Here is an 18,995-nt window from a genome sequence, read left to right as displayed (position 1 = left end):
GGTGTGTGTCGGTTGTTTGAGAACTCAACAGTGTGCTTGTAAGTCAGTGCCAAGTTTTGCCTTGTGGCGTGGTTGGCTGGGTTGCCCGTCGGGTGGTCTGGTTGGTTGTGCTGGAGGGTTTTGTTTGGTTGATTTCGGAAGATGATGTCAGCATCATGTTTCGTTTGGCCAGTTTTGTGAACCTGTTGAGGGTTCGCTTCGTATGGATTGTTGGCTGCCGGGTTTTTCTTGGTGGTTGGCGTGAATCATTTACGGAGAGTTTGATCCTGGCTCAGGACGAACGCTGGCGGCGTGCTTTACACATGCAAGTCGAACGATGATGCCCAGCTTGCTGGGTGGATTAGTGGCGAACGGGTGAGTAACACGTGAGTAACCTGCCCCTGACTTCGGGATAACTCCGGGAAACCGGTGCTAATACTGGATATGAACTGTCCTCGCATGGGGGTGGTTGGAAAGTTTTTCGGTCAGGGATGGGCTCGCGGCCTATCAGCTTGTTGGTGGGGTGATGGCCTACCAAGGCGACGACGGGTAGCCGGCCTGAGAGGGCGACCGGCCACACTGGGACTGAGACACGGCCCAGACTCCTACGGGAGGCAGCAGTGGGGAATATTGCACAATGGGCGAAAGCCTGATGCAGCGACGCCGCGTGAGGGATGACGGCCTTCGGGTTGTAAACCTCTTTCAGTAGGGAAGAAGCGAAAGTGACGGTACCTGCAGAAGAAGCGCCGGCTAACTACGTGCCAGCAGCCGCGGTAATACGTAGGGCGCAAGCGTTGTCCGGAATTATTGGGCGTAAAGAGCTCGTAGGCGGTTTGTCGCGTCTGGTGTGAAAACTCGAGGCTCAACTTCGAGCTTGCATCGGGTACGGGCAGACTAGAGTGCGGTAGGGGAGACTGGAATTCCTGGTGTAGCGGTGGAATGCGCAGATATCAGGAGGAACACCGATGGCGAAGGCAGGTCTCTGGGCCGCAACTGACGCTGAGGAGCGAAAGCATGGGGAGCGAACAGGATTAGATACCCTGGTAGTCCATGCCGTAAACGTTGGGCACTAGGTGTGGGGCTCATTCCACGAGTTCCGTGCCGCAGCAAACGCATTAAGTGCCCCGCCTGGGGAGTACGGCCGCAAGGCTAAAACTCAAAGGAATTGACGGGGGCCCGCACAAGCGGCGGAGCATGCGGATTAATTCGATGCAACGCGAAGAACCTTACCAAGGCTTGACATGCACCGGTAACACTCAGAGATGGGTGCCCCTTTTAGGTCGGTGTACAGGTGGTGCATGGTTGTCGTCAGCTCGTGTCGTGAGATGTTGGGTTAAGTCCCGCAACGAGCGCAACCCTCGTCCCATGTTGCCAGCGGGTTATGCCGGGGACTCATGGGAGACTGCCGGGGTCAACTCGGAGGAAGGTGGGGATGACGTCAAATCATCATGCCCCTTATGTCTTGGGCTTCACGCATGCTACAATGGCCGGTACAAAGGGCTGCGATGCCGCAAGGCGGAGCGAATCCCAAAAAGCCGGTCTCAGTTCGGATTGGGGTCTGCAACTCGACCCCATGAAGTCGGAGTCGCTAGTAATCGCAGATCAGCAACGCTGCGGTGAATACGTTCCCGGGCCTTGTACACACCGCCCGTCAAGTCACGAAAGTCGGTAACACCCGAAGCTCATGGCCCAACCCCTTGTGGGAGGGAGTGGTCGAAGGTGGGACTGGCGATTGGGACTAAGTCGTAACAAGGTAGCCGTACCGGAAGGTGCGGCTGGATCACCTCCTTTCTAAGGAGCTTGCCGGCTCTGCTGGTGCCCTTCGGGGTGCGGTGGGGTCCAGGTGCCACCGCCCGTGCCGTTCGTGTGCGGGGGTGGTTGCTCATGGGTGGAACACTGACGGAGAGCTCTTGTCCTCGCGGGTCGTGCTAGTACCTGCTGGTGGGTGTCGTTGCTGTCCCTTCGGGGGTGGTGGTGGTGGTTGCTGGTGGTGGAACGTGTGGTGCGTGGGGTGGGGGTTCGTCGAGCACACTGTTGGGTCCTCAGGTCACCGGCCATCTTCGGGTGGGGTTGCCTGGTACGGGTCGGTCCGTGGATCGCGAACCGCTCACTGGTCCTTTCGGGGTCGGTGGGTAGGCGGGTCTGGTTGCGGGTCGGGGTCGTTGGTTGTTTGAGAACTGCACAGTGGACGCGAGCATCTTTGAATCATCAAGGATTCTTCTTGAATTCTTGGTTTCTGTAGTAGTTGTTGTTGTTGAAGTTTTTAAGGGCACAGGGTGGATGCCTTGGCACTAGGAGCCGAAGAAGGACGTTGTAGCCTGCGATAAGCCTCGGGGAGCTGGCAAACGAGCTGTGATCCGAGGGTTTCCGAATGGGGGAACCCCGTACGAGTCATGTCGTGCGACCTGCACCTGAATATATAGGGTGTGTGGAGGGAACGCCGGGAAGTGAAACATCTCAGTACCGGCAGGAAGAGATATTCCGTGAGTAGTGGCGAGCGAAAGCGGATGAGGCCAAACCGGGCACGTGTTCAAGCTGTCAGGCGTTGCGTGTTCGGGGTTGTGGGACCTCTTGGGTGGATCTGACAGTCCGCCAGGGAGTAAGAAAGTTGTGTCATAGTCGAACCGCATTGAAAGGCGGACCACAGACGGTGCGAGTCCGGTAGACGAAATGGCGCGGCCTCCTGAGAGGGATCCCAAGTAGCACGGGGCCCGTGAAATCCCGTGTGAATCCGGCAAGACCACTTGCTAAGCCTAAATACTACCTAGTGACCGATAGCGGACCAGTACCGTGAGGGAAAGGTGAAAAGTACCCCGGGAGGGGAGTGAAATAGTACCTGAAACCGTGTGCCTACAATCCGTTGGAGCCTCCTTGGTTGGGGTGACAGCGTGCCTTTTGAAGAATGAGCCTGCGAGTTAGTGCTCAGTGGCGAGGTTAACCCGTGCGGGGAAGCCGTAGCGAAAGCGAGTCCGAACAGGGCGTATGAGTCGCTGGGTCTAGACCCGAAGCGAAGTGATCTAGCCATGGGCAGGTTGAAGCGTGGGTAAGACCGCGTGGAGGACCGAACCCACCAGGGTTGAAAACCTGGGGGATGACCTGTGGTTAGGGGTGAAAGGCCAATCAAACTTCGTGATAGCTGGTTCTCCCCGAAATGCATTTAGGTGCAGCGTCACGTGTTTCTTGCCGGAGGTAGAGCACTGGATGGCTAATGGGCCCTACAAGGTTACTGACGTCAACCAAACTCCGAATGCCGGTAAGTGAGAGCGTGGCAGTGAGACTGCGGGGGATAAGCTTCGTAGTCGAGAGGGAAACAGCCCAGACCACCGGCTAAGGCCCCTAAGCGTGTGCTAAGTGGGAAAGGATGTGGAGTTGCACAGACAACCAGGAGGTTGGCTTAGAAGCAGCCACCCTTGAAAGAGTGCGTAATAGCTCACTGGTCAAGTGATTCCGCGCCGACAATGTAGCGGGGCTCAAGTACACCGCCGAAGCCGTGGCATCTGCGCAGTAACTCAGGCCTTCGTGGTCCAGAGGCGCAGGTGGGTAGGGGAGCGTCGTGTGGCCGGTGAAGCCGCGGGGGAACCCAGCGGTGGAGGCCACACGAGTGAGAATGCAGGCATGAGTAGCGAATGACGGGTGAGAAACCCGTCCGCCGAATGACCAAGGGTTCCAGGGCCAGGTTAATCCGCCCTGGGTAAGTCGGGACCTAAGGCGAGGCCGACAGGCGTAGTCGATGGACAAGGAGTTGATATTCTCCTACCGGCGAAGAACCGCCCGTACCGAGCCCGGTGATGCTGACCACCACCAACCACCACCGCTACCTTCGGGTAGCACCGGTGGGGCGTCGTGGGACCCAATCCGGTAGTAGGTAAGCGTATTAACAGGGGTGACGCAGGAAGGTAGCCCGGCGTGGCGATGGTAGACCACGTCCAAGGCTGTAGGCCGTCGGGTAGGCAAATCCGCCCGGCAACAGGCTGAGAGCTGACAGTGAGCGCACAAGCGCGAATCGGGTGATCCTATGCTGCCAAGAAAAGCCTCGACGCGAGGTTCTAGCCGCCCGTACCCCAAACCGACTCAGGTGGTCAGGTAGAGAATACCAAGGCGATCGAGCGAATCGTGGTTAAGGAACTCGGCAAAATGCCCCCGTAACTTCGGGAGAAGGGGGGCCCGAAACGTGAACCGACTTGCTCGGGGAGCGTGGACGGCCGCAGAGACCAGGGAGAAGCGACTGTTTACTAAAAACACAGGTCCGTGCGAAGTCGCAAGACGATGTATACGGACTGACGCCTGCCCGGTGCTGGAAGGTTAAGAGGACGGGTCAACCCTTCGGGGTGAAGCTCAGAATTTAAGCCCCAGTAAACGGCGGTGGTAACTATAACCATCCTAAGGTAGCGAAATTCCTTGTCGGGTAAGTTCCGACCTGCACGAATGGCGTAACGACTTCTCCGCTGTCTCAACCGCGAACTCGGCGAAATTGCACTACGAGTAAAGATGCTCGTTACGCGCAGCAGGACGGAAAGACCCCGGGACCTTTACTATAGCTTGGTATTGGTGTTCGGTGCGGCTTGTGTAGGATAGGTGGGAGACTATGAAACCAGCACGCCAGTGCGGGTGGAGTCAACGTTGAAATACCACTCTGGCCGCTTCGTATACCTAACTTCGGTCCGTGATCCGGACCAGGGACAGTGCCTGGTGGGTAGTTTAACTGGGGCGGTTGCCTCCCAAAGAGTAACGGAGGCGCTCAAAGGTTCCCTCAGCCTGGTTGGCAATCAGGTGTCGAGTGCAAGTGCACAAGGGAGCTTGACTGTGAGACTGACAGGTCGAGCAGGGACGAAAGTCGGAACTAGTGATCCGGCCATGGCTAGTGGAAGCGTGGTCGCTCAACGGATAAAAGGTACCCCGGGGATAACAGGCTGATCTTGCCCAAGAGTCCATATCGACGGCATGGTTTGGCACCTCGATGTCGGCTCGTCGCATCCTGGGGCTGGAGTAGGTCCCAAGGGTTGGGCTGTTCGCCCATTAAAGCGGTACGCGAGCTGGGTTTAGAACGTCGTGAGACAGTTCGGTCCCTATCCGCTGCGCGCGCAGGAAACTTGAGAAGGGCTGTCCCTAGTACGAGAGGACCGGGACGGACGAACCTCTGGTGTGCCAGTTGTTCCGCCAGGAGCACGGCTGGTTGGCTACGTTCGGAAGGGATAACCGCTGAAAGCATCTAAGCGGGAAGCCTGCTTCAAGATGAGGTTTCCACACCCCTCGCGGGTGGAAGGCACCCAGCAGAACACTGGGTCGATAGGCCGGACGTGGAAACGGGGACGAAAGACCCGTGCAGCTGACCGGTACTAATCAGCCGACAACTTCAACACCCCAACAACCTTTGTGCTACGCGTCCACTGTGCGGTTCCCGAACCACCAACCCCCACCACCCCTCCACCACGAGGGGGCGGCACCCCGGTTGGACGAGTTCGAACGAGTTACGGCGGTCACAGCGAAGGGGAAACGCCCGGTCCCATACCGAACCCGGAAGCTAAGCCCTTCAGCGCCGATGGTACTGCCCTGGAGACGGGGTGGGAGAGTAGGACGCCGCCGGACACCCTTCACCGAAGGCCCACCCCACACGGGGTGGGCCTTCGGCATCTCCGCACCCGTCATCCTTCGGACGCGTTCGTTCATCTCGGGGCGGATCGTCGGAGCCGGTCAGGTCAGAGCACGGGCAGGATGCGGCCGAGGTCGGGGACCGCGTCGGAGACGTGCACCGGACGCAGTGCGCGCGCGAGCAGATCGACGTCGTAGGGCGTGCGGCCGCACGCGAGCCGTAGCCACAGTCGCGCGTCGTCCACCTCGAGGCTCCATCCCCCGCGCGTCACGACGATCTGCAGGAGGGCGTCGGAGACCGCGTCCAGCGCGGCCGGGTGCACGGGGTCGGTCGAGGCCCCGGGGAAGGACCGGGCCAGGTCGTCGGCGTGCACGACGAGCTCGAGCGTCCGGGTCAGGACCATGTCCCCCAGCGCGACAGGGCCGCGTGGCGCCTGGACGACCCTCAGGCTCTCGAGCTCGTCGAGCCGGGCCAGGCCCGTCGTCGCCAGTCGTTCGATGCCGGCGAGACGGTCCGGTGCCAGCTCGCGGTCGAGCACACGTGCTGCGTCGGCGATCTCGGTCGCGCGCTCCGGGTAGGTGCCGAGGTACTCCGCGAGCGTGAGCGGTACCGTGCCGGCGGGAACCGGTCCGCACCGCGTGACGGCGACCCAGTTCCGCCCGAGGTGGGAGAGCAGCTCGCCCACGGTCCAGCCGTCGAGCACGCTGGGCCGGTCGACGGACAGGACGAGCGCGTCGCCGAGCCCGTGGAGCCACCGGTCGAGCCGATCCCACTGCGCCCGCAGTTCATGGATCGTCGCCGCGGGGTCGGGTGCCATGGCCCCATGGTGCCGTCCGTGCCGCGTCGATGTCACGGATCGGCCGCCTGCACGCGTCGTGTGATCTCGTCGACACGGCCGGGCGGGTCGACGCCGTGCACAACGTCGCCAACCCTGACAAGCTGCGCGCGCTCCCGGACGGTGCCCGCGAGCTCTGAGCCCGACGGGTGCCCGCCGTCAGTCCGGGACGCTGCTGCGCTCGCCGAGGAAGTCGGAGATGATCGGGCCGAGCTGGTCGTCCTCCACGAGGAACCCGTCATGGCCGTAGTCGCTGCGCAGCGTCCGAAGTGCCGCTCCCGGGACGCCGTCGGCGATCCGTGCGCAGTCGGCAGGAAGGAACAGCCTGTCCGTGTCGACCGCGACGACGAGGGTGCGCGCCGTGATCGCGGCGAGCGCGGCCGCGACACCACCACGGTCGCGACCGAGGTCGTGCGTGAGCATCGACAGGGTCAGGACCACGTACGAGTTGGCGTCGAACCTGCGGCAGAGCTTGTCCGCGTGGTGGTCCAGGTAGGACTGCACGGCGTAGCGGCCGTCGGTGAACGGGTCCTCACCGCCCTGCGGGATCCGCCCGAACCGCCGGTCGAGCTCGCGTGCCGAACGGTACGTGGTGTGCGCGATCTGCCGGGCGATCCCGAGCCCGGCGTGCGGTCCGTCGCCGTCGTCGGCATCGTAGTAGTCGCCTCCGCGGAAGCGGGAGTCGGCGTGGATCGCGCCGAGCTGCGGGTGGGCCCAGGCGATCTGGTCGCCCGTCGCCTGCGCGTTGGTCGCGATCGCGGCGATCGACCGCACGCCGACACCTGCCTCCGGGCCGAGCAGCGCCCACTCGAGCACGCGGTGCCCACCCATGGAGGCGCCGACGACGAGCGCCCAGGACGTGATCCCGAGCGCCCGGGTCAGCTCGATCTCGACCGCGACCTGGTCACGGGCGGTGACCCGGGGGAACCGGCTCCCCCAGGGTGCGCCGTCGGGAGCCTCCGAGGCGGGCCCGGTCGTCCCCTGGCACCCGCCGAGCACGTTCGGTGCGACCACGAACCACCGGTCCGTGTCGATCGGTGCCCCCGGACCGACCATCTCCTGCCACCAGCCGGCTGTCGGGTGCCCCGCACCGGCCGGACCGGAGACGTGCGCGTCGCCGGTGAGCGCGTGCAGGACCAGCACGGCGTTCGACCCGTCCGGGTCCAGGGTGCCCCACGTCTCGTAGGCCATCCGGACGCCGGGCAGACGGCCGCCGCCCTCGAGGTCGAACGTGCCGACGTCGGCGAACCGGCGTGCTCCCACCGCGTCCCCGACGCGCCACGCCCCGGTCGCGGGGATCGGCGCCGTCGTCGGGGCGCGGGGCGACCTCACGCCGGGCGCGCCCGCGTCCGGGGCGGTCCCGCCGTGTGGAAGGTCGTCGTTCGCTGGGCTCACCGCACGCCACTCTACGGCGGCGTCGTCCGCGCCGTGCGGTCTGTCCAGGTGCGTCATCAGGCTGTCGCCGTCAGGTCAGGCGTCCGGGGCAGAGGCCGCAGCGGCGAATCCCAGCTCGAGGTCGGCGAGGAGGTCGTCGACGTGCTCGATGCCCACCGCGAGGCGCACGAGCCCCGGGGTCACGCCGGACAGCGCCTGCTGCTCGGGCGTGAGCTGGCTGTGCGTGGTCGACGCCGGGTGGATCACCAACGAGCGGACGTCGCCGATGTTCGCCACGTTCGAGTGCAGCTCCAGGGCCGAGACGAAGGCCTGACCGGCCTGCGTACCGCCGTCGATCTCGAACGCGAGCACCGCGCCCGCCCCGCGCGGCAGGTACTTCTGGGCGTTCGCGTGCCACGGGCTCGAGGACAGTCCCGCGTAGTGGACGGTCCGCACCTCGTCACGCGCCTCGAGCCACTCGGCGACCCGCTGCGCGTTCGCCACGTGCCGCTCCATGCGCAGCGAGAGGGTCTCGATGCCCTGGGCGATGAGGAACGCGTTGAACGGAGAGATCGCCGAGCCGAGGTCGCGCAGGAGCTGGACCCGGGCCTTGAGGACGTACGCGAGGTTCGCGCCCAGGATGCCGTCCACCCCGAGGTCGCGCGCGTAGACGAGCCCGTTGTACGACGGGTCGGGCGTGTTGAAGCCGGGGAACTTCTCCGGGTCCGCCGCGAAGTCGAACGACCCGCCGTCGACGATCACTCCGCCGATGGCGGTCCCGTGGCCGCCGAGGTACTTCGTCGCCGAGTGGACCACGATGTCGGCACCGTGCTCGAGCGGGCGCACGAGATAGGGCGTCGCGACGGTGTTGTCGACGACCAGCGGGACGCCGTTCTCGTGCGCCACCCCCGCGACCGCCTCGATGTCGAGGACGTCCGCGCGGGGGTTGGGGATCGTCTCCGCGAAGAGGAGCCTGGTGTTCGGCCGGACGGCGTCGCGCCAGGACTGCGGGTCGTGCGGGTCGGTGACGAACGTCGTCTCGATGCCGAGCCTCGGCAGCGTGTGCTGCAACAGGTTGTAGGTGCCGCCGTACAGGCTCGGCGAGGCGACCACGTGGTCGCCGGCGCTGGCGACGTTGAGGATCGCGAACGTCTCGGCCGCCTGCCCGGACGCGAGGAGGAGGGCGCCGACGCCGCCCTCGAGCGAGGCGATGCGGTTCTCGACCACCTCCTGCGTCGGGTTGCCGATGCGCGTGTAGATCGGACCGAGGTCCTGCAGCGCGAACCGGTCGGCGGCCACCGAGGCGTCGGGGAAGACGAAGGAGGTGGTCTGGTAGATCGGCAGCGCGCGTGCACCGGTGGTGGGGTCCGGGGACTGCCCGGCGTGGACCTGGCGGGTCTCGAAGGACCAGGTGGCGGACGGCTCGGGGGTGCTCATCGTGGCTCCTGCGGGTTCGGGGGACGACGGCGCGCGGCGCGCCGGGACGGGCGGTGCCGGGGGAGGGGACGACGTTGTCGTCGACCAGCCGCGGCGGATTCGGCGCACGGGGTCGGAATGCCCTGTCGATCGGCTGTGGACCGGTTGTCGGTGCTCTCGCGCCGGCTTCCTCGGCTGACGACGGACCGCGACACAGGCAGGCGAACGTGCGCTGGGGTCAGCAACACATTCGTCGGTTCATGCACCGACAGTAGGCGTGCGCCGGGCTGACGGGCACGACGTCTCGTGATGTGAGACCACATGCTGAGAACTCGTCCGCCCGTCGGATCGCGCGTGCGCGACATGACAGGCAGAGTGTTGCGGGTGCTGTCAACGGGACACGCCGAGGAGGTTGCATGAGGTTGGTCGGGTCGTCAGCCCGTCCTGGCGTGCGCCGTGGGCGACGGGCCGTCGGGTCGGTGCTCGCTCCGGTGCTCGGGACGTTGCTGGCACTTGGAGGCGCAGGTGTCCTGCTCGCTGCGCCTGCGCAGTCCGCGCCGCCGTCGGGCGACGACGTCCGCGGCGCCCAGCGCGAGGAGCAGCGGGCGGAGCGCGGCGTCGCGACCGTGGAGGCCGATCTTGCCGGGCTGCGCGCTCGCCAGGCGTCGGCGAGGTCCGCGGTCCAGCTCGCGGCGGAGGAGTATGCGGCCGCCCGCTCGGCCGTCGACGCCGCGGACGTCGAGGTCGACGACGCGCACGCCGCCGTCGCCGAGGCCGAGGCGGACGAGGCCGGTTCGCGCGGTGCGCTCGGTGCGCTCTACCGTGCGACGCGCCAGGAGCCGACAGGACTGGAGGCCGCGGAGGCGCTGCTGGACGCCACCGAGGTCGCCGACGTCGTCGAGCGGGAGACCGTCGAGCGGGCGGCAGGGCGCACGGTGAGCACCGCCGTCGCCGAGCACACGACGGCGCGCGCGGTCGCGGACACCGCCCGCGCCCGTGCCGCCGCCGCGCTCGACCACCGGACGGCCGTCGAGGGCGCAGCCCGCACCGCGCTCGCCGACGCGCAGGACGCGCAGGCCGGGCTCGACGCCGCGGTCGACGCCTCCGCGGCGGAGCGCGAGTCCCTGCTCGCCGAGCTCGCCCGCGCGCGCGAGACGTCGGTCGCGGTCGAGCGCGAGCGCCAGGACGCGCTCGACGCGCAGGCGGACCGCGACGCGGAGGAACGGGCCCGCGCGCGCGTCGGGGCCGCGGCGGACGACGAGCCGGACGGCGCGCCGTCGGGCCGCGGGAGCGCGGCACCCCGTGCCGCCGACGCCGCGGACTCGAACGGGTCCGCCGCTCCTGCCCCACGGCCGACCCCGCGCCCGGAGCCTGCACCCGCCCCTGAGCCGGCTCCGGCGCCCGACCCGGAGCCGGAGCCCGAGCCGGTCGTCAAGGAGCCCGTGCCCGAGGCGCCGCCGGGGACCTCGGTCGGGAGCGCCGCACAGGGGCAGGCCGCCGCGGCGTGGGCACGTACGAAGATCGGCGCGCCGTACGTGTTCGGCGGGACGGGGCCCGGCTACGACTGCTCGGGCCTGACGTCGCGCGCCTGGGCGTCCGCGGGCGTCGACGTCACGCGCACGTCCCGGACCCAGTACCGGCGCGTGCAGAAGATCGCCTACGACCGTCTGCGCCCGGGGGACCTCGTCTTCTACGCGAACGACACGTCCGACCCGACGACGATCCGGCACGTCGCGATCTACGTGGGCGGCGGCCGGATGGTCGAGGCGCCGCAGCCCGGGGTCGACGTGCGCGAGGTGCCGGTGCGCTGGACCGACGCGATGCCCTACGCGGGCCGCCCCTGACGCGTGCGCCGGCGCCGGTCAGTGCCCGGCGTAGTACCCCGTGTCGATCGCACGCTGCCGCGAGCGCTCGATCTCGGCCTCGGCCTCCGTACGACCCACCCAGTGGGCGCCTTCGACAGACTTGCCGGGCTCGAGGTCCTTGTAGACCTCGAAGAAGTGCTGGATCTCCAGGCGGTGGAAGTCCGACACGTCGTCGATGTCCTGGCGCCACGCGGCCCGCTGGTCACCCGTGGGGACGCACAGCACCTTGTCGTCACCGCCCGCCTCGTCGCGCATGCGGAACATGCCGAGAGCGCGGCAGCGGATCAGGCAGCCGGGGAACGTGGGCTCCTCGAGCAGGACGAGCGCGTCGAGCGGGTCGCCGTCCTCGCCGAGCGTGCCCTCGATGAACCCGTAGTCGTCCGGGTAGCGGGTCGACGTGAAGAGCATGCGGTCGAGGCGGATGCGACCGCTCACGTGGTCGACCTCGTACTTGTTGCGCTGGCCCTTCGGGATCTCGATCGTGACGTCGAACTCCACTGTTCTCCTCCAGTCGTACCGGCACCGCGGGATCGGGCGGTGGCTGGTCGGGTGCTGCGTTGACCGTCTGCGTCGTGCCTACGTCGTGTGCGTCGTGGGGGCGGATCGAGCCACGCCCTCGCGCGAGATCAAGTGTGACACGCGCAGCGCCCGTCCGGACGGCGGCCAGGTCGGCGGGCGCCGCATCCGATGGGTGATAATGCGCACGTCGCTCGGACGGGGTGGCACGTGGCGAGAGGGATCGGGTCATGGGTTGGGGCACGCGCGCCGGGGCGACGGTCGGCGTGGTGCTCGCACTCGTGGGCGGCTACCTCGTCGCGGACGCGACGGACGTCGTGCCCGGCATGCTCACGACGGCGCCCCCGCCACCGGAGCCGGCGCCCTTCCCCGACGCCCCCGGCGCGGTCGCCGCGCCACCGCTGGCCGTCGCGCTCCCTCCGCTCGACGACGCGGCGACGGAGCCGGTCGCCGACGCCGTCCAGGCGAAGGTCGACGACCTCGTGGACGACGACCGGCTCGGGCCACGTGTCGGGGCGGTCGTCACGGACGCCGCGACGGGCGAGAGGCTGGGCGCCGCGGCCACGGACGCCGGCCACGTGCCGGCCTCCACCCAGAAGCTCCTCACCGCGGCCGCCGCGCTGACGTCGCCGGGAGCCGCGACCACGATCCCGACGACCGTGCTGCTCGACGGCCAGGACGACCTGTACCTCGTCGGCGGCGGCGACATGATGCTCGCCGCCGGCGCGGGGGACCCCACGCTGGTCAACGGTCGCGCCGGCCTGGCCGACCTCGCGGGACAGGTCGCCGACGAGCTGCGGCTGACCGGTCGCACGACGGTCACGCTGCGCCTCGACGACACCGTCTTCACGGGCGACGCCGTCAGCCCGTCCGTCTTCCCGGGGAACGTCACCGCGGGGTACATCGCCCCCGTGGCGGCGCTCGCGGTCGACGTCGCGCGCCTCGACGACGACGAGTACGCCCGGCGCGAGGCGGACCCGGCGCTGGCGGCGGCCCAGGCGTTCGTCGAGGCCCTGGACGCCGAGCGCGTCACGGTGGAGGGCGACGTGACCCGGGCGCGGGCGCCGTCGGCCGCGACGGCCGTCGGCGAGGTCCGTTCCGCCCCGCTCGGCGAGGTCGTCGACTACCTCCTCCAGCACTCGGACAACACGATCACCGAGGTCGTCGGCAGGCTCGTGGCGATCGATGCCGGCCTGCCCGGTTCGGCCGACGCCGCGACCCGGGCCGTGCTGGCGACCGTGGGAGCGCTCGGTGTGGACCTCGACGGCGCGGTGCTCGCCGACTGCTCGGGGCTCGGCGACGGCTCCGTCCTCACGCCGGGACAGCTCGCGGCCGTCGTCGGGCTCCTCGTCGACCCGGCCCACCCCGAGCTGCGCTCCGGCGCCGTCGGGCTGCCGATCGCCGGGCTGCGCGGGACGCTCGGCGACCGCTTCCTCGACAGCGCCGCGCGCGGTGTCGCCCGCGCCAAGACCGGCAGCCTTCCCGACGTGACGTCGCTCGCCGGCACGGTCGTCACCGCCGACGACCGGCTGCTCGTGTACACCCTGATGGCCGACGAGGTGCCCGCGGGCGGCACCTACGGCGCGCGCGTCATCTTCGACGAGTTCGTCGGTGGTCTCGCGGCCTGCGGCTGCACGGGCGGCTGACCGGGATACCGTGGGGCGGTGACGCCCTGGGACCCGTCCGACCAGTCCGGAACCGAACCGCCCGGACCACCCGCCCCCGAGGACGGTGGGGCGCTGGGTGACGGGGCGCGTCCGCACGCCGTCGCGCAGGTGGTGGACTGGTCCGCGGCCGCGCAGATCGCGGCGCGCCTGGCCCCGGCCGGGCCGCCGGTGTCCCGCGACGAGCTGACCGACCTCGTGGGCGGGCTGCGGGACGCGGCGGCGCGCGCCGTCGGGCACGTGCTCGACGTGACGCGCATGGCGCCGAGCGCGGGCGGGACGACCCTGGGCGACGTGTACGTCGTGGACCGTGCGCGGTGGGCACAGGCGAACACCGAGATCATGGCCTCCCTCACGCAGGACGTCGCGACCGGTCTCGAGCTGCCGGGCGGGCGCGTCACCCGGGCGGCGGCCCTCGCCGGTGCCGCGGAGGTCGGCGCCGTGCTCGCCGTCCTCGCGAGCCGGGTCCTCGGGCAGTTCGACCCGTACAGCGCGTCCGGCTCGACGGGACCGGGTCGGCTCGTGCTCGTGGCGCCCAACGTGCTGCACGTCGAGCGGGCTCTCGACCTCGTCCCCGGGGACTTCCGGCTGTGGGTCTGCCTGCACGAGCAGACGCACGCGCTGCAGTTCGCGACGGCACCCTGGCTCGCCGAGCACCTGCGGACCGGTGCGCGCGAGCTCCTGGGCGAGCTCTCGGCCTCGTCGCACCGCCTCTCCGAGGCACGGCTGCGCGAGAAGCTGCGCACCGTCGGCGGGGCCGTCCTGCGGGCCGTGCGAGGGGAGGACGGCTTCGTCGACGGGCTGCTCGGACCCGACGAGAAGCGCCGGCTCGAGGACGTGACCGCCGTCATGGCGCTCCTCGAGGGCCACGCCGACGTCGCGATGGACGCCGTCGGGCCTCGGACCGTGCGGACCGTGCGGACCATCCGCAGGAAGTTCGAGGCGCGGCGCGACGGCGGAGGGCGCTTCGACACGGTGCTGCGGCGCGTCCTCGGGATGGACGCCAAGATCGCGCAGTACCGCGACGGCGCCGCGTTCGTCCGGGCCGTCGAGCGGCAGGTGGGACGCGACGGGTTCAACGCCGTGTGGGCCGGGTCCGAGAACCTGCCCACCGCCCGCGAGATCGCCGACGCGCGCGCCTGGGTGCGGCGCGTGCACGGCTGACCGGTGACCGGACCCGCGCCCGTCGTGGCACGCGCGCGGCGCGCCGTCCGTGCCGCGGTCGCCGACCTGCCGGCCGACGCCCTGGTGCTCGTCGCGTGCTCGGGCGGCGCGGACTCCACGGCGCTCGCCGCGGCGACCGCGTTCGTCGCGCCCCGGTCGGGCCTGCGCGCGGGCGCGGTCGTCGTCGACCACGACCTGCAGGGCGGGAGCGACCGGGTGGCGGCCGACGCCGCGGGTCGCTGCCGGGTGCTCGGGCTCGACCCGGTCGAGGTCCGCCGCGTCGTCGTGCACGGTGCGGGCGACGGTCCGGAGGCCCGGGCCCGGACGGCGCGCTACGCCGCGCTCGACGAGGCGGCGCGGCGGCTGGGCGCGGACGCCGTCCTGCTCGGGCACACGCTCGACGACCAGGCGGAGACGGTGCTGCTCGGCCTCGCGCGCGGCTCCGGCGCGCGCTCCCTCGCGGGCATGGCGCCGCGCCGCGGGCCGTACCGGCGCCCGTTCCTGGGCCTGCGCCGGCAGCAGACGGAGGGCGTCTGCGACGCCCTCGGCCTCGCGTACTGGGACGATCCCACCAACGGGCCTCGTGTGGTCACGGCTGCCGGGCCCGGGGAGGCGCCGACGCAGACCCTGCCGACGCGGTCGCGCGTGCGCGGCCGCGTGGTGCCCGCGCTCGTCGACGTCCTCGGCCCGGGCGCGGTGCCCGGACTGGCCCGCACCGCCGACCTGCTGCGCGACGACGCGGACCTCCTCGACACGCTCGCCGCCGACCTCCTGGCCGCGGCGAGGCTCGCGCCCGACGACGTCCCCGCCGACGGCGCGCAGGTCGCGCCACCGGCGGTCGTGCTCGACGTCGCGGCGCTCGCCCGCGCGCACCCGGCGCTGCGGCGCCGTGCGCTGCGTCGTGCGGCGCTGCTCGTGGGGTGCCCGGCCGGCGACCTGTTCGCCGTGCACGTCGAGGCGGTGGACGCGCTCGTGGTCGACTGGCACGGCCAGGGACCGGTGCACCTGCCGGCCGACCGTCGGGCGAGCCGCACGTGTGGCAGGCTTTGCCTGGGCTCCTCGGCGGGCCCGCACCCTCCACCCATCGTCCCTTCCGGGACCCGTCGAACGCAGGAGTGACACCCCGTGGACGAATCGGACGTCGCAGGCGACCTCGAGAGCGTGCTGCTCTCCGAGGAACAGCTCGGCCGCAGGCTCGACGAGATCGCCGAGCAGATCGACCGCGACTACGCGGGCCAGGACCTCCTGCTCGTGGGCGTGCTCAAGGGCGCCGTCATGGTGATGGCGGACCTCGCACGCCGGCTCGGCCACCCGGTCGAGATGGACTGGATGGCGGTCTCGTCCTACGGGTCGGGCACCAAGTCCTCGGGCGTGGTGCGCATCCTCAAGGACCTCGACGCCGACCTCACGGGCCGCAACGTGCTCATCGTCGAGGACATCATCGACTCGGGCCTCACGCTCTCGTGGCTGCTCTCCAACCTGCGCTCGCGCGGCCCGGCCTCGGTCGAGATCGCGGCCATGCTGCGCAAGCCGGACGCGGCGAAGACCGACGTGGACGTGCGCTACGTCGGGTTCGACATCCCGAACGAGTTCGTGGTCGGCTACGGGCTCGACTACGCGGAGAAGTACCGCAACCTGCCGTTCGTCGCGACGCTCGCCGCGCACGTCTACTCGGTCTGAGCCGCCGCGGCGGGTCCGCGGCGGCCCCGTGCGCAGACCCTCGTGACCGCCGACCACCACGCCCTGGGCGAACAGGTGCGGATTCGGCAGCGCTCGGTCAGGCAGAGCGTGTAGTTTCGAGCCCGAACACTTGCCCGAGCGGAGGGATCCGGGGCGCCCGCCCCGTCGCCGATGAACATCAAGAAGATTCTCAGTGGCCCGATCGTCTGGATCGTGGTCGGCCTCCTGATCCTCTGGATCGCGTTCGCGACGCTGTCCGGACCGTCGGTGCAGCGCATCGACACCTCCCAGGGTCTCGAGCTCCTCACCGGCGACACGGTCGACCAGGCCCTCATCGTCGACGGCGACCAACGCGTGCGGCTGACGCTGTCCGAGGACTACGTCGTGGACGAGGGCGAGGACACCGAGGAGAACAAGGGCAAGAACGTCGAGTTCTACTACGTCGCACCGCAGGGTGAGGACGTCGTCGACGCCGTCGTGTCCGCCGAGCCGGCGAAGGGGTACAACTCCGAGGTCGCCCAGCCGTCGTTCTGGTCGTCGTTGCTCGGGTTCCTCATCCCGTTCCTGCTCATCGGCGTCGTGTTCTGGTTCCTGCTGTCGCGCATGCAGGGTGGCGGGTCGCGCGTCATGGGCTTCGGCAAGTCCAAGGCGAAGCTGGTCTCGAAGGACACCCCCCAGGTCACGTTCACCGACGTCGCCGGCGCCGACGAGGCCGTCGAGGAGCTCCACGAGATCAAGGAGTTCCTCGCCGAGCCGGACAAGTTCCAGGCGGTCGGCGCGAAGATCCCCAAGGGCGTGCTGCTCTACGGCCCCCCGGGCACCGGGAAGACGCTCCTGGCGCGGGCCGTCGCCGGCGAGGCGGGCGTGCCGTTCTACTCCATCTCCGGGTCCGACTTCGTCGAGATGTTCGTCGGCGTGGGCGCGAGCCGCGTGCGCGACCTGTTCACGCAGGCCAAGGAGAACTCGCCCGCGATCATCTTCGTCGACGAGATCGACGCGGTCGGGCGGCACCGAGGCGCCGGCATGGGTGGCGGTCACGACGAGCGCGAGCAGACGCTCAACCAGCTCCTCGTCGAGATGGACGGGTTCGACGTCAAGACGAACGTCATCCTCATCGCCGCGACCAACCGTCCGGACATCCTCGACCCGGCGCTGCTGCGCCCGGGCCGGTTCGACCGCCAGATCGCCGTCGAGGCCCCCGACCTCAAGGGCCGCGAGGCGATCCTGCGCGTGCACGCCATGGGCAAGCCGATCGTCGAGGAGATCGACCTGCTCGCCGTCGCGCGCCGGACCCCGGGGTTCACCGGTGCGGACCTCGCGAACGTGCTCAACGAGGCGGCGCTGCTGACGGCCCGCAGCGGCGCCCAGCTCATCGACGACCGTGCGCTCGACGAGGCCATCGACCGCGTGATCGCGGGCCCGCAGAAGCGCACGCGGGTGATGAACGTCAAGGAGCAGAAGATCACGGCCTACCACGAGGGCGGGCACGCGCTCGTGGCGGCGGCGATGCGGTACACGGACCCGGTCACCAAGGTGACGATCCTGCCGCGCGGTCGTGCGCTCGGGTACACGATGGTCATGCCGACCGAGGACAAGTACTCCACGACGCGCAACGAGCTGCTCGACCAGCTCGCGTACGCGATGGGTGGGCGCGTCGCCGAGGAGCTCGTGTTCCACGACCCCACGACCGGTGCGTCGAACGACATCGAGAAGGCGACGTCGATCGCGAAGAAGATGGTCACCGAGTACGGCATGAGCGAGCGGGTCGGGGCGATCAAGCTCGGCACGGGCTCCGGCGAGCCGTTCATGGGCCGCGACATGGGCCACACGCGCGACTACTCCGAGTCCGTCGCCGGCACGGTCGACCACGAGGTGCGCAAGCTCGTCGAGGCCGCGCACGACGAGGCGTGGGAGGTCCTCACGCGCTACCGCGACGTGCTCGACGCGCTCGTCCTCGAGCTCCTCGACAAGGAGACGCTCAACCAGGCGGAGCTGGCCCGGGTCTTCGGCCCGGTGGAGAAGCGGCCGCCGCGCGACGTGTGGCTCTCGAGCGAGCAGCGTGCCGTCTCGCAGCGCCCCCCGGTGCAGACCGACGCGGAGAGGGCGGCGAGCAACGGCTCTCCGGTCATCCCGCAGGACGAGGCCGCCGCCGCGACCGACGAGCTGCCCCCGGAGCGCGTCGGCGAGGTGCCGCCCGGGAGCCCCGTGGACCGCGCGCTCGGGCGCGACGACGGTGACGTGACCGACGCGGACCGGGACTGACGTGGGCGACACCCCGGACGGCCGGACCGCGGGCCTGCAGCGGGCGACGTCGGCCCAGGACCTGCCGGCACCCGCCGACGTCCCGCCCTACGACGCTCCGCGCGCCGAGGCCGCGGTGCGCGAGCTGCTGCTCGCCGTCGGCGAGGACCCGGACCGCGAGGGCCTGCGCGACACGCCCGCGCGCGTCGCCCGGGCCTACCGCGAGGTCTTCGCGGGCCTGCGGCAGGAGCCGGACGACGTGCTGACCACGACGTTCGACATCGGCCACGAGGAGATGGTGCTCGTCAAGGACATCGAGGTGTACTCGACGTGCGAGCACCACCTCGTCCCCTTCCACGGCGTGGCTCACGTCGGGTACATCCCGAACGCCGACGGCCGCATCACCGGTCTGTCGAAGCTCGCGCGCCTGGTCGACGTCTTCGCCCGCCGCCCTCAGGTGCAGGAGCGGCTCACGTCCCAGGTCGCCGACGCGCTCGTCGAGCACCTGCAGCCGCGGGGCGCGATCGTCGTCGTGGAGTGCGAGCACCTGTGCATGTCGATGCGCGGGGTCCGCAAGCCCGGTTCCCGGACCGTGACGTCCGCGGTCCGGGGGCAGATGCGCGACGGCGCGACCCGCGCCGAGGCGATGAGCCTCATCCTCGGGAGGTAGC

General features: G+C 69.3%; 12 protein-coding genes and 3 rRNA genes. 11 read left to right on the top strand and 4 right to left on the bottom strand.

Going from position 1 to position 18,995, the window contains the following annotated elements:
• Positions 1–248 precede the first annotated feature (248 nt).
• From IF651_RS08745 to rrf, 3 genes are all read left to right on the top strand, one after another.
• Positions 249–1,770 (top strand): 16S ribosomal RNA (locus IF651_RS08745).
• 462 nt (positions 1,771–2,232) lie between these two features.
• A 23S ribosomal RNA gene (locus IF651_RS08740) occupies positions 2,233–5,339 on the top strand.
• 109 nt (positions 5,340–5,448) lie between these two features.
• A 5S ribosomal RNA gene (gene rrf / locus IF651_RS08735) occupies positions 5,449–5,565 on the top strand.
• The 16S, 23S and 5S rRNA genes sit together here, the layout of an rRNA operon.
• Before the next feature lie 110 nt (positions 5,566–5,675).
• Here rrf and IF651_RS08730 read toward each other — a convergent pair.
• Positions 5,676–6,386: a maleylpyruvate isomerase N-terminal domain-containing protein gene (locus IF651_RS08730; RefSeq protein WP_191828705.1), complete on the bottom strand. Its 711-nt coding sequence runs from the start codon at positions 6,384–6,386 to the stop codon at positions 5,676–5,678.
• A gap of 29 nt (positions 6,387–6,415) precedes the next feature.
• Here IF651_RS08730 and IF651_RS17990 point away from each other — a divergent pair, with 29 nt between their 5' ends.
• Positions 6,416–6,544, top strand: coding sequence for a hypothetical protein (locus IF651_RS17990; RefSeq protein WP_277818547.1), 129 nt, complete (start codon positions 6,416–6,418; stop codon positions 6,542–6,544).
• 19 nt (positions 6,545–6,563) lie between these two features.
• Here the strand turns inward: IF651_RS17990 and metX are convergent, their stop codons facing one another.
• Positions 6,564–7,799, bottom strand: a complete 1,236-nt coding sequence (gene metX, locus IF651_RS08725) for a homoserine O-acetyltransferase MetX (protein ID WP_422110464.1) — start codon at positions 7,797–7,799, stop codon at positions 6,564–6,566.
• Between the two features lie 75 nt (positions 7,800–7,874).
• Positions 7,875–9,215: a bifunctional o-acetylhomoserine/o-acetylserine sulfhydrylase gene (locus IF651_RS08720; RefSeq protein ID WP_191828703.1), complete on the bottom strand. Its 1,341-nt coding sequence runs from the start codon at positions 9,213–9,215 to the stop codon at positions 7,875–7,877.
• A 395-nt stretch (positions 9,216–9,610) separates the two neighbouring features.
• On the opposite strand from IF651_RS08720, the gene IF651_RS08715 reads away from it, so the two are divergent.
• Positions 9,611–11,038, top strand: coding sequence for a C40 family peptidase (locus IF651_RS08715; protein ID WP_191828702.1), 1,428 nt, complete (start codon positions 9,611–9,613; stop codon positions 11,036–11,038).
• An 18-nt stretch (positions 11,039–11,056) separates the two neighbouring features.
• On the opposite strand, the gene IF651_RS08710 is transcribed toward IF651_RS08715, so the two are convergent.
• The gene (locus IF651_RS08710) at positions 11,057–11,557 is read right to left on the bottom strand and encodes an inorganic diphosphatase (protein WP_191828701.1); all 501 of its coding nucleotides are present in this window, start codon (positions 11,555–11,557) and stop codon (positions 11,057–11,059) included.
• A 248-nt stretch (positions 11,558–11,805) separates the two neighbouring features.
• Between IF651_RS08710 and IF651_RS08705 the strand changes: the two genes are divergently transcribed.
• The 6 genes from IF651_RS08705 (at position 11,806) to folE (ending at position 18,994) form a co-directional block, all read left to right on the top strand.
• Positions 11,806–13,221: a D-alanyl-D-alanine carboxypeptidase/D-alanyl-D-alanine-endopeptidase gene (locus IF651_RS08705; RefSeq protein ID WP_191828700.1), complete on the top strand. Its 1,416-nt coding sequence runs from the start codon at positions 11,806–11,808 to the stop codon at positions 13,219–13,221.
• 18 nt (positions 13,222–13,239) lie between these two features.
• The gene (locus IF651_RS08700) at positions 13,240–14,403 is read left to right on the top strand and encodes a zinc-dependent metalloprotease (protein WP_338403854.1); all 1,164 of its coding nucleotides are present in this window, start codon (positions 13,240–13,242) and stop codon (positions 14,401–14,403) included.
• Between the two features lie 3 nt (positions 14,404–14,406).
• Entirely contained in the window at positions 14,407–15,522 is a 1,116-nt protein-coding gene (gene tilS / locus IF651_RS08695; RefSeq protein WP_191828699.1) for a tRNA lysidine(34) synthetase TilS, read from the top strand.
• Between the two features lie 6 nt (positions 15,523–15,528).
• A complete protein-coding gene (gene hpt / locus IF651_RS08690) occupies positions 15,529–16,083 on the top strand; it encodes a hypoxanthine phosphoribosyltransferase (RefSeq protein WP_191828698.1) in 555 nt (184 codons plus the stop codon).
• A 171-nt stretch (positions 16,084–16,254) separates the two neighbouring features.
• Complete coding sequence (gene ftsH / locus IF651_RS08685; protein WP_191828697.1) at positions 16,255–18,345, top strand: ATP-dependent zinc metalloprotease FtsH; 2,091 nt, start codon at positions 16,255–16,257, stop codon at positions 18,343–18,345.
• 34 nt (positions 18,346–18,379) lie between these two features.
• Positions 18,380–18,994 (top strand): GTP cyclohydrolase I FolE, encoded by a 615-nt coding sequence (gene folE, locus IF651_RS08680; protein ID WP_422110466.1) that lies wholly within the window; start codon positions 18,380–18,382, stop codon positions 18,992–18,994.
• Position 18,995 lies beyond the last annotated feature (1 nt).

Source organism: Cellulosimicrobium arenosum (genome assembly GCF_014837295.1).
Classification (GTDB): Bacteria; Actinomycetota; Actinomycetes; order Actinomycetales; family Cellulomonadaceae; genus Cellulosimicrobium; species Cellulosimicrobium arenosum.
This window is presented reverse-complemented; position numbering and strand designations above follow the sequence as displayed.

Excerpts from the sequence above, each read along its gene's own strand:
- ftsH (WP_191828697.1), top strand. The coding sequence starts at position 16,255 with ATGAACATCAAGAAGATTCTCAGTGGCCCGATCGTCTGGATCGTGGTC.
- IF651_RS08705 (WP_191828700.1), top strand. The coding sequence starts at position 11,806 with ATGGGTTGGGGCACGCGCGCCGGGGCGACGGTCGGCGTGGTGCTCGCA.
- IF651_RS17990 (WP_277818547.1), top strand. The coding sequence starts at position 6,416 with ATGTCACGGATCGGCCGCCTGCACGCGTCGTGTGATCTCGTCGACACG.
- IF651_RS08720 (WP_191828703.1), bottom strand. The coding sequence starts at position 9,215 with ATGAGCACCCCCGAGCCGTCCGCCACCTGGTCCTTCGAGACCCGCCAG.
- IF651_RS08730 (WP_191828705.1), bottom strand. The coding sequence starts at position 6,386 with ATGGCACCCGACCCCGCGGCGACGATCCATGAACTGCGGGCGCAGTGG.
- IF651_RS08715 (WP_191828702.1), top strand. The coding sequence starts at position 9,611 with ATGAGGTTGGTCGGGTCGTCAGCCCGTCCTGGCGTGCGCCGTGGGCGA.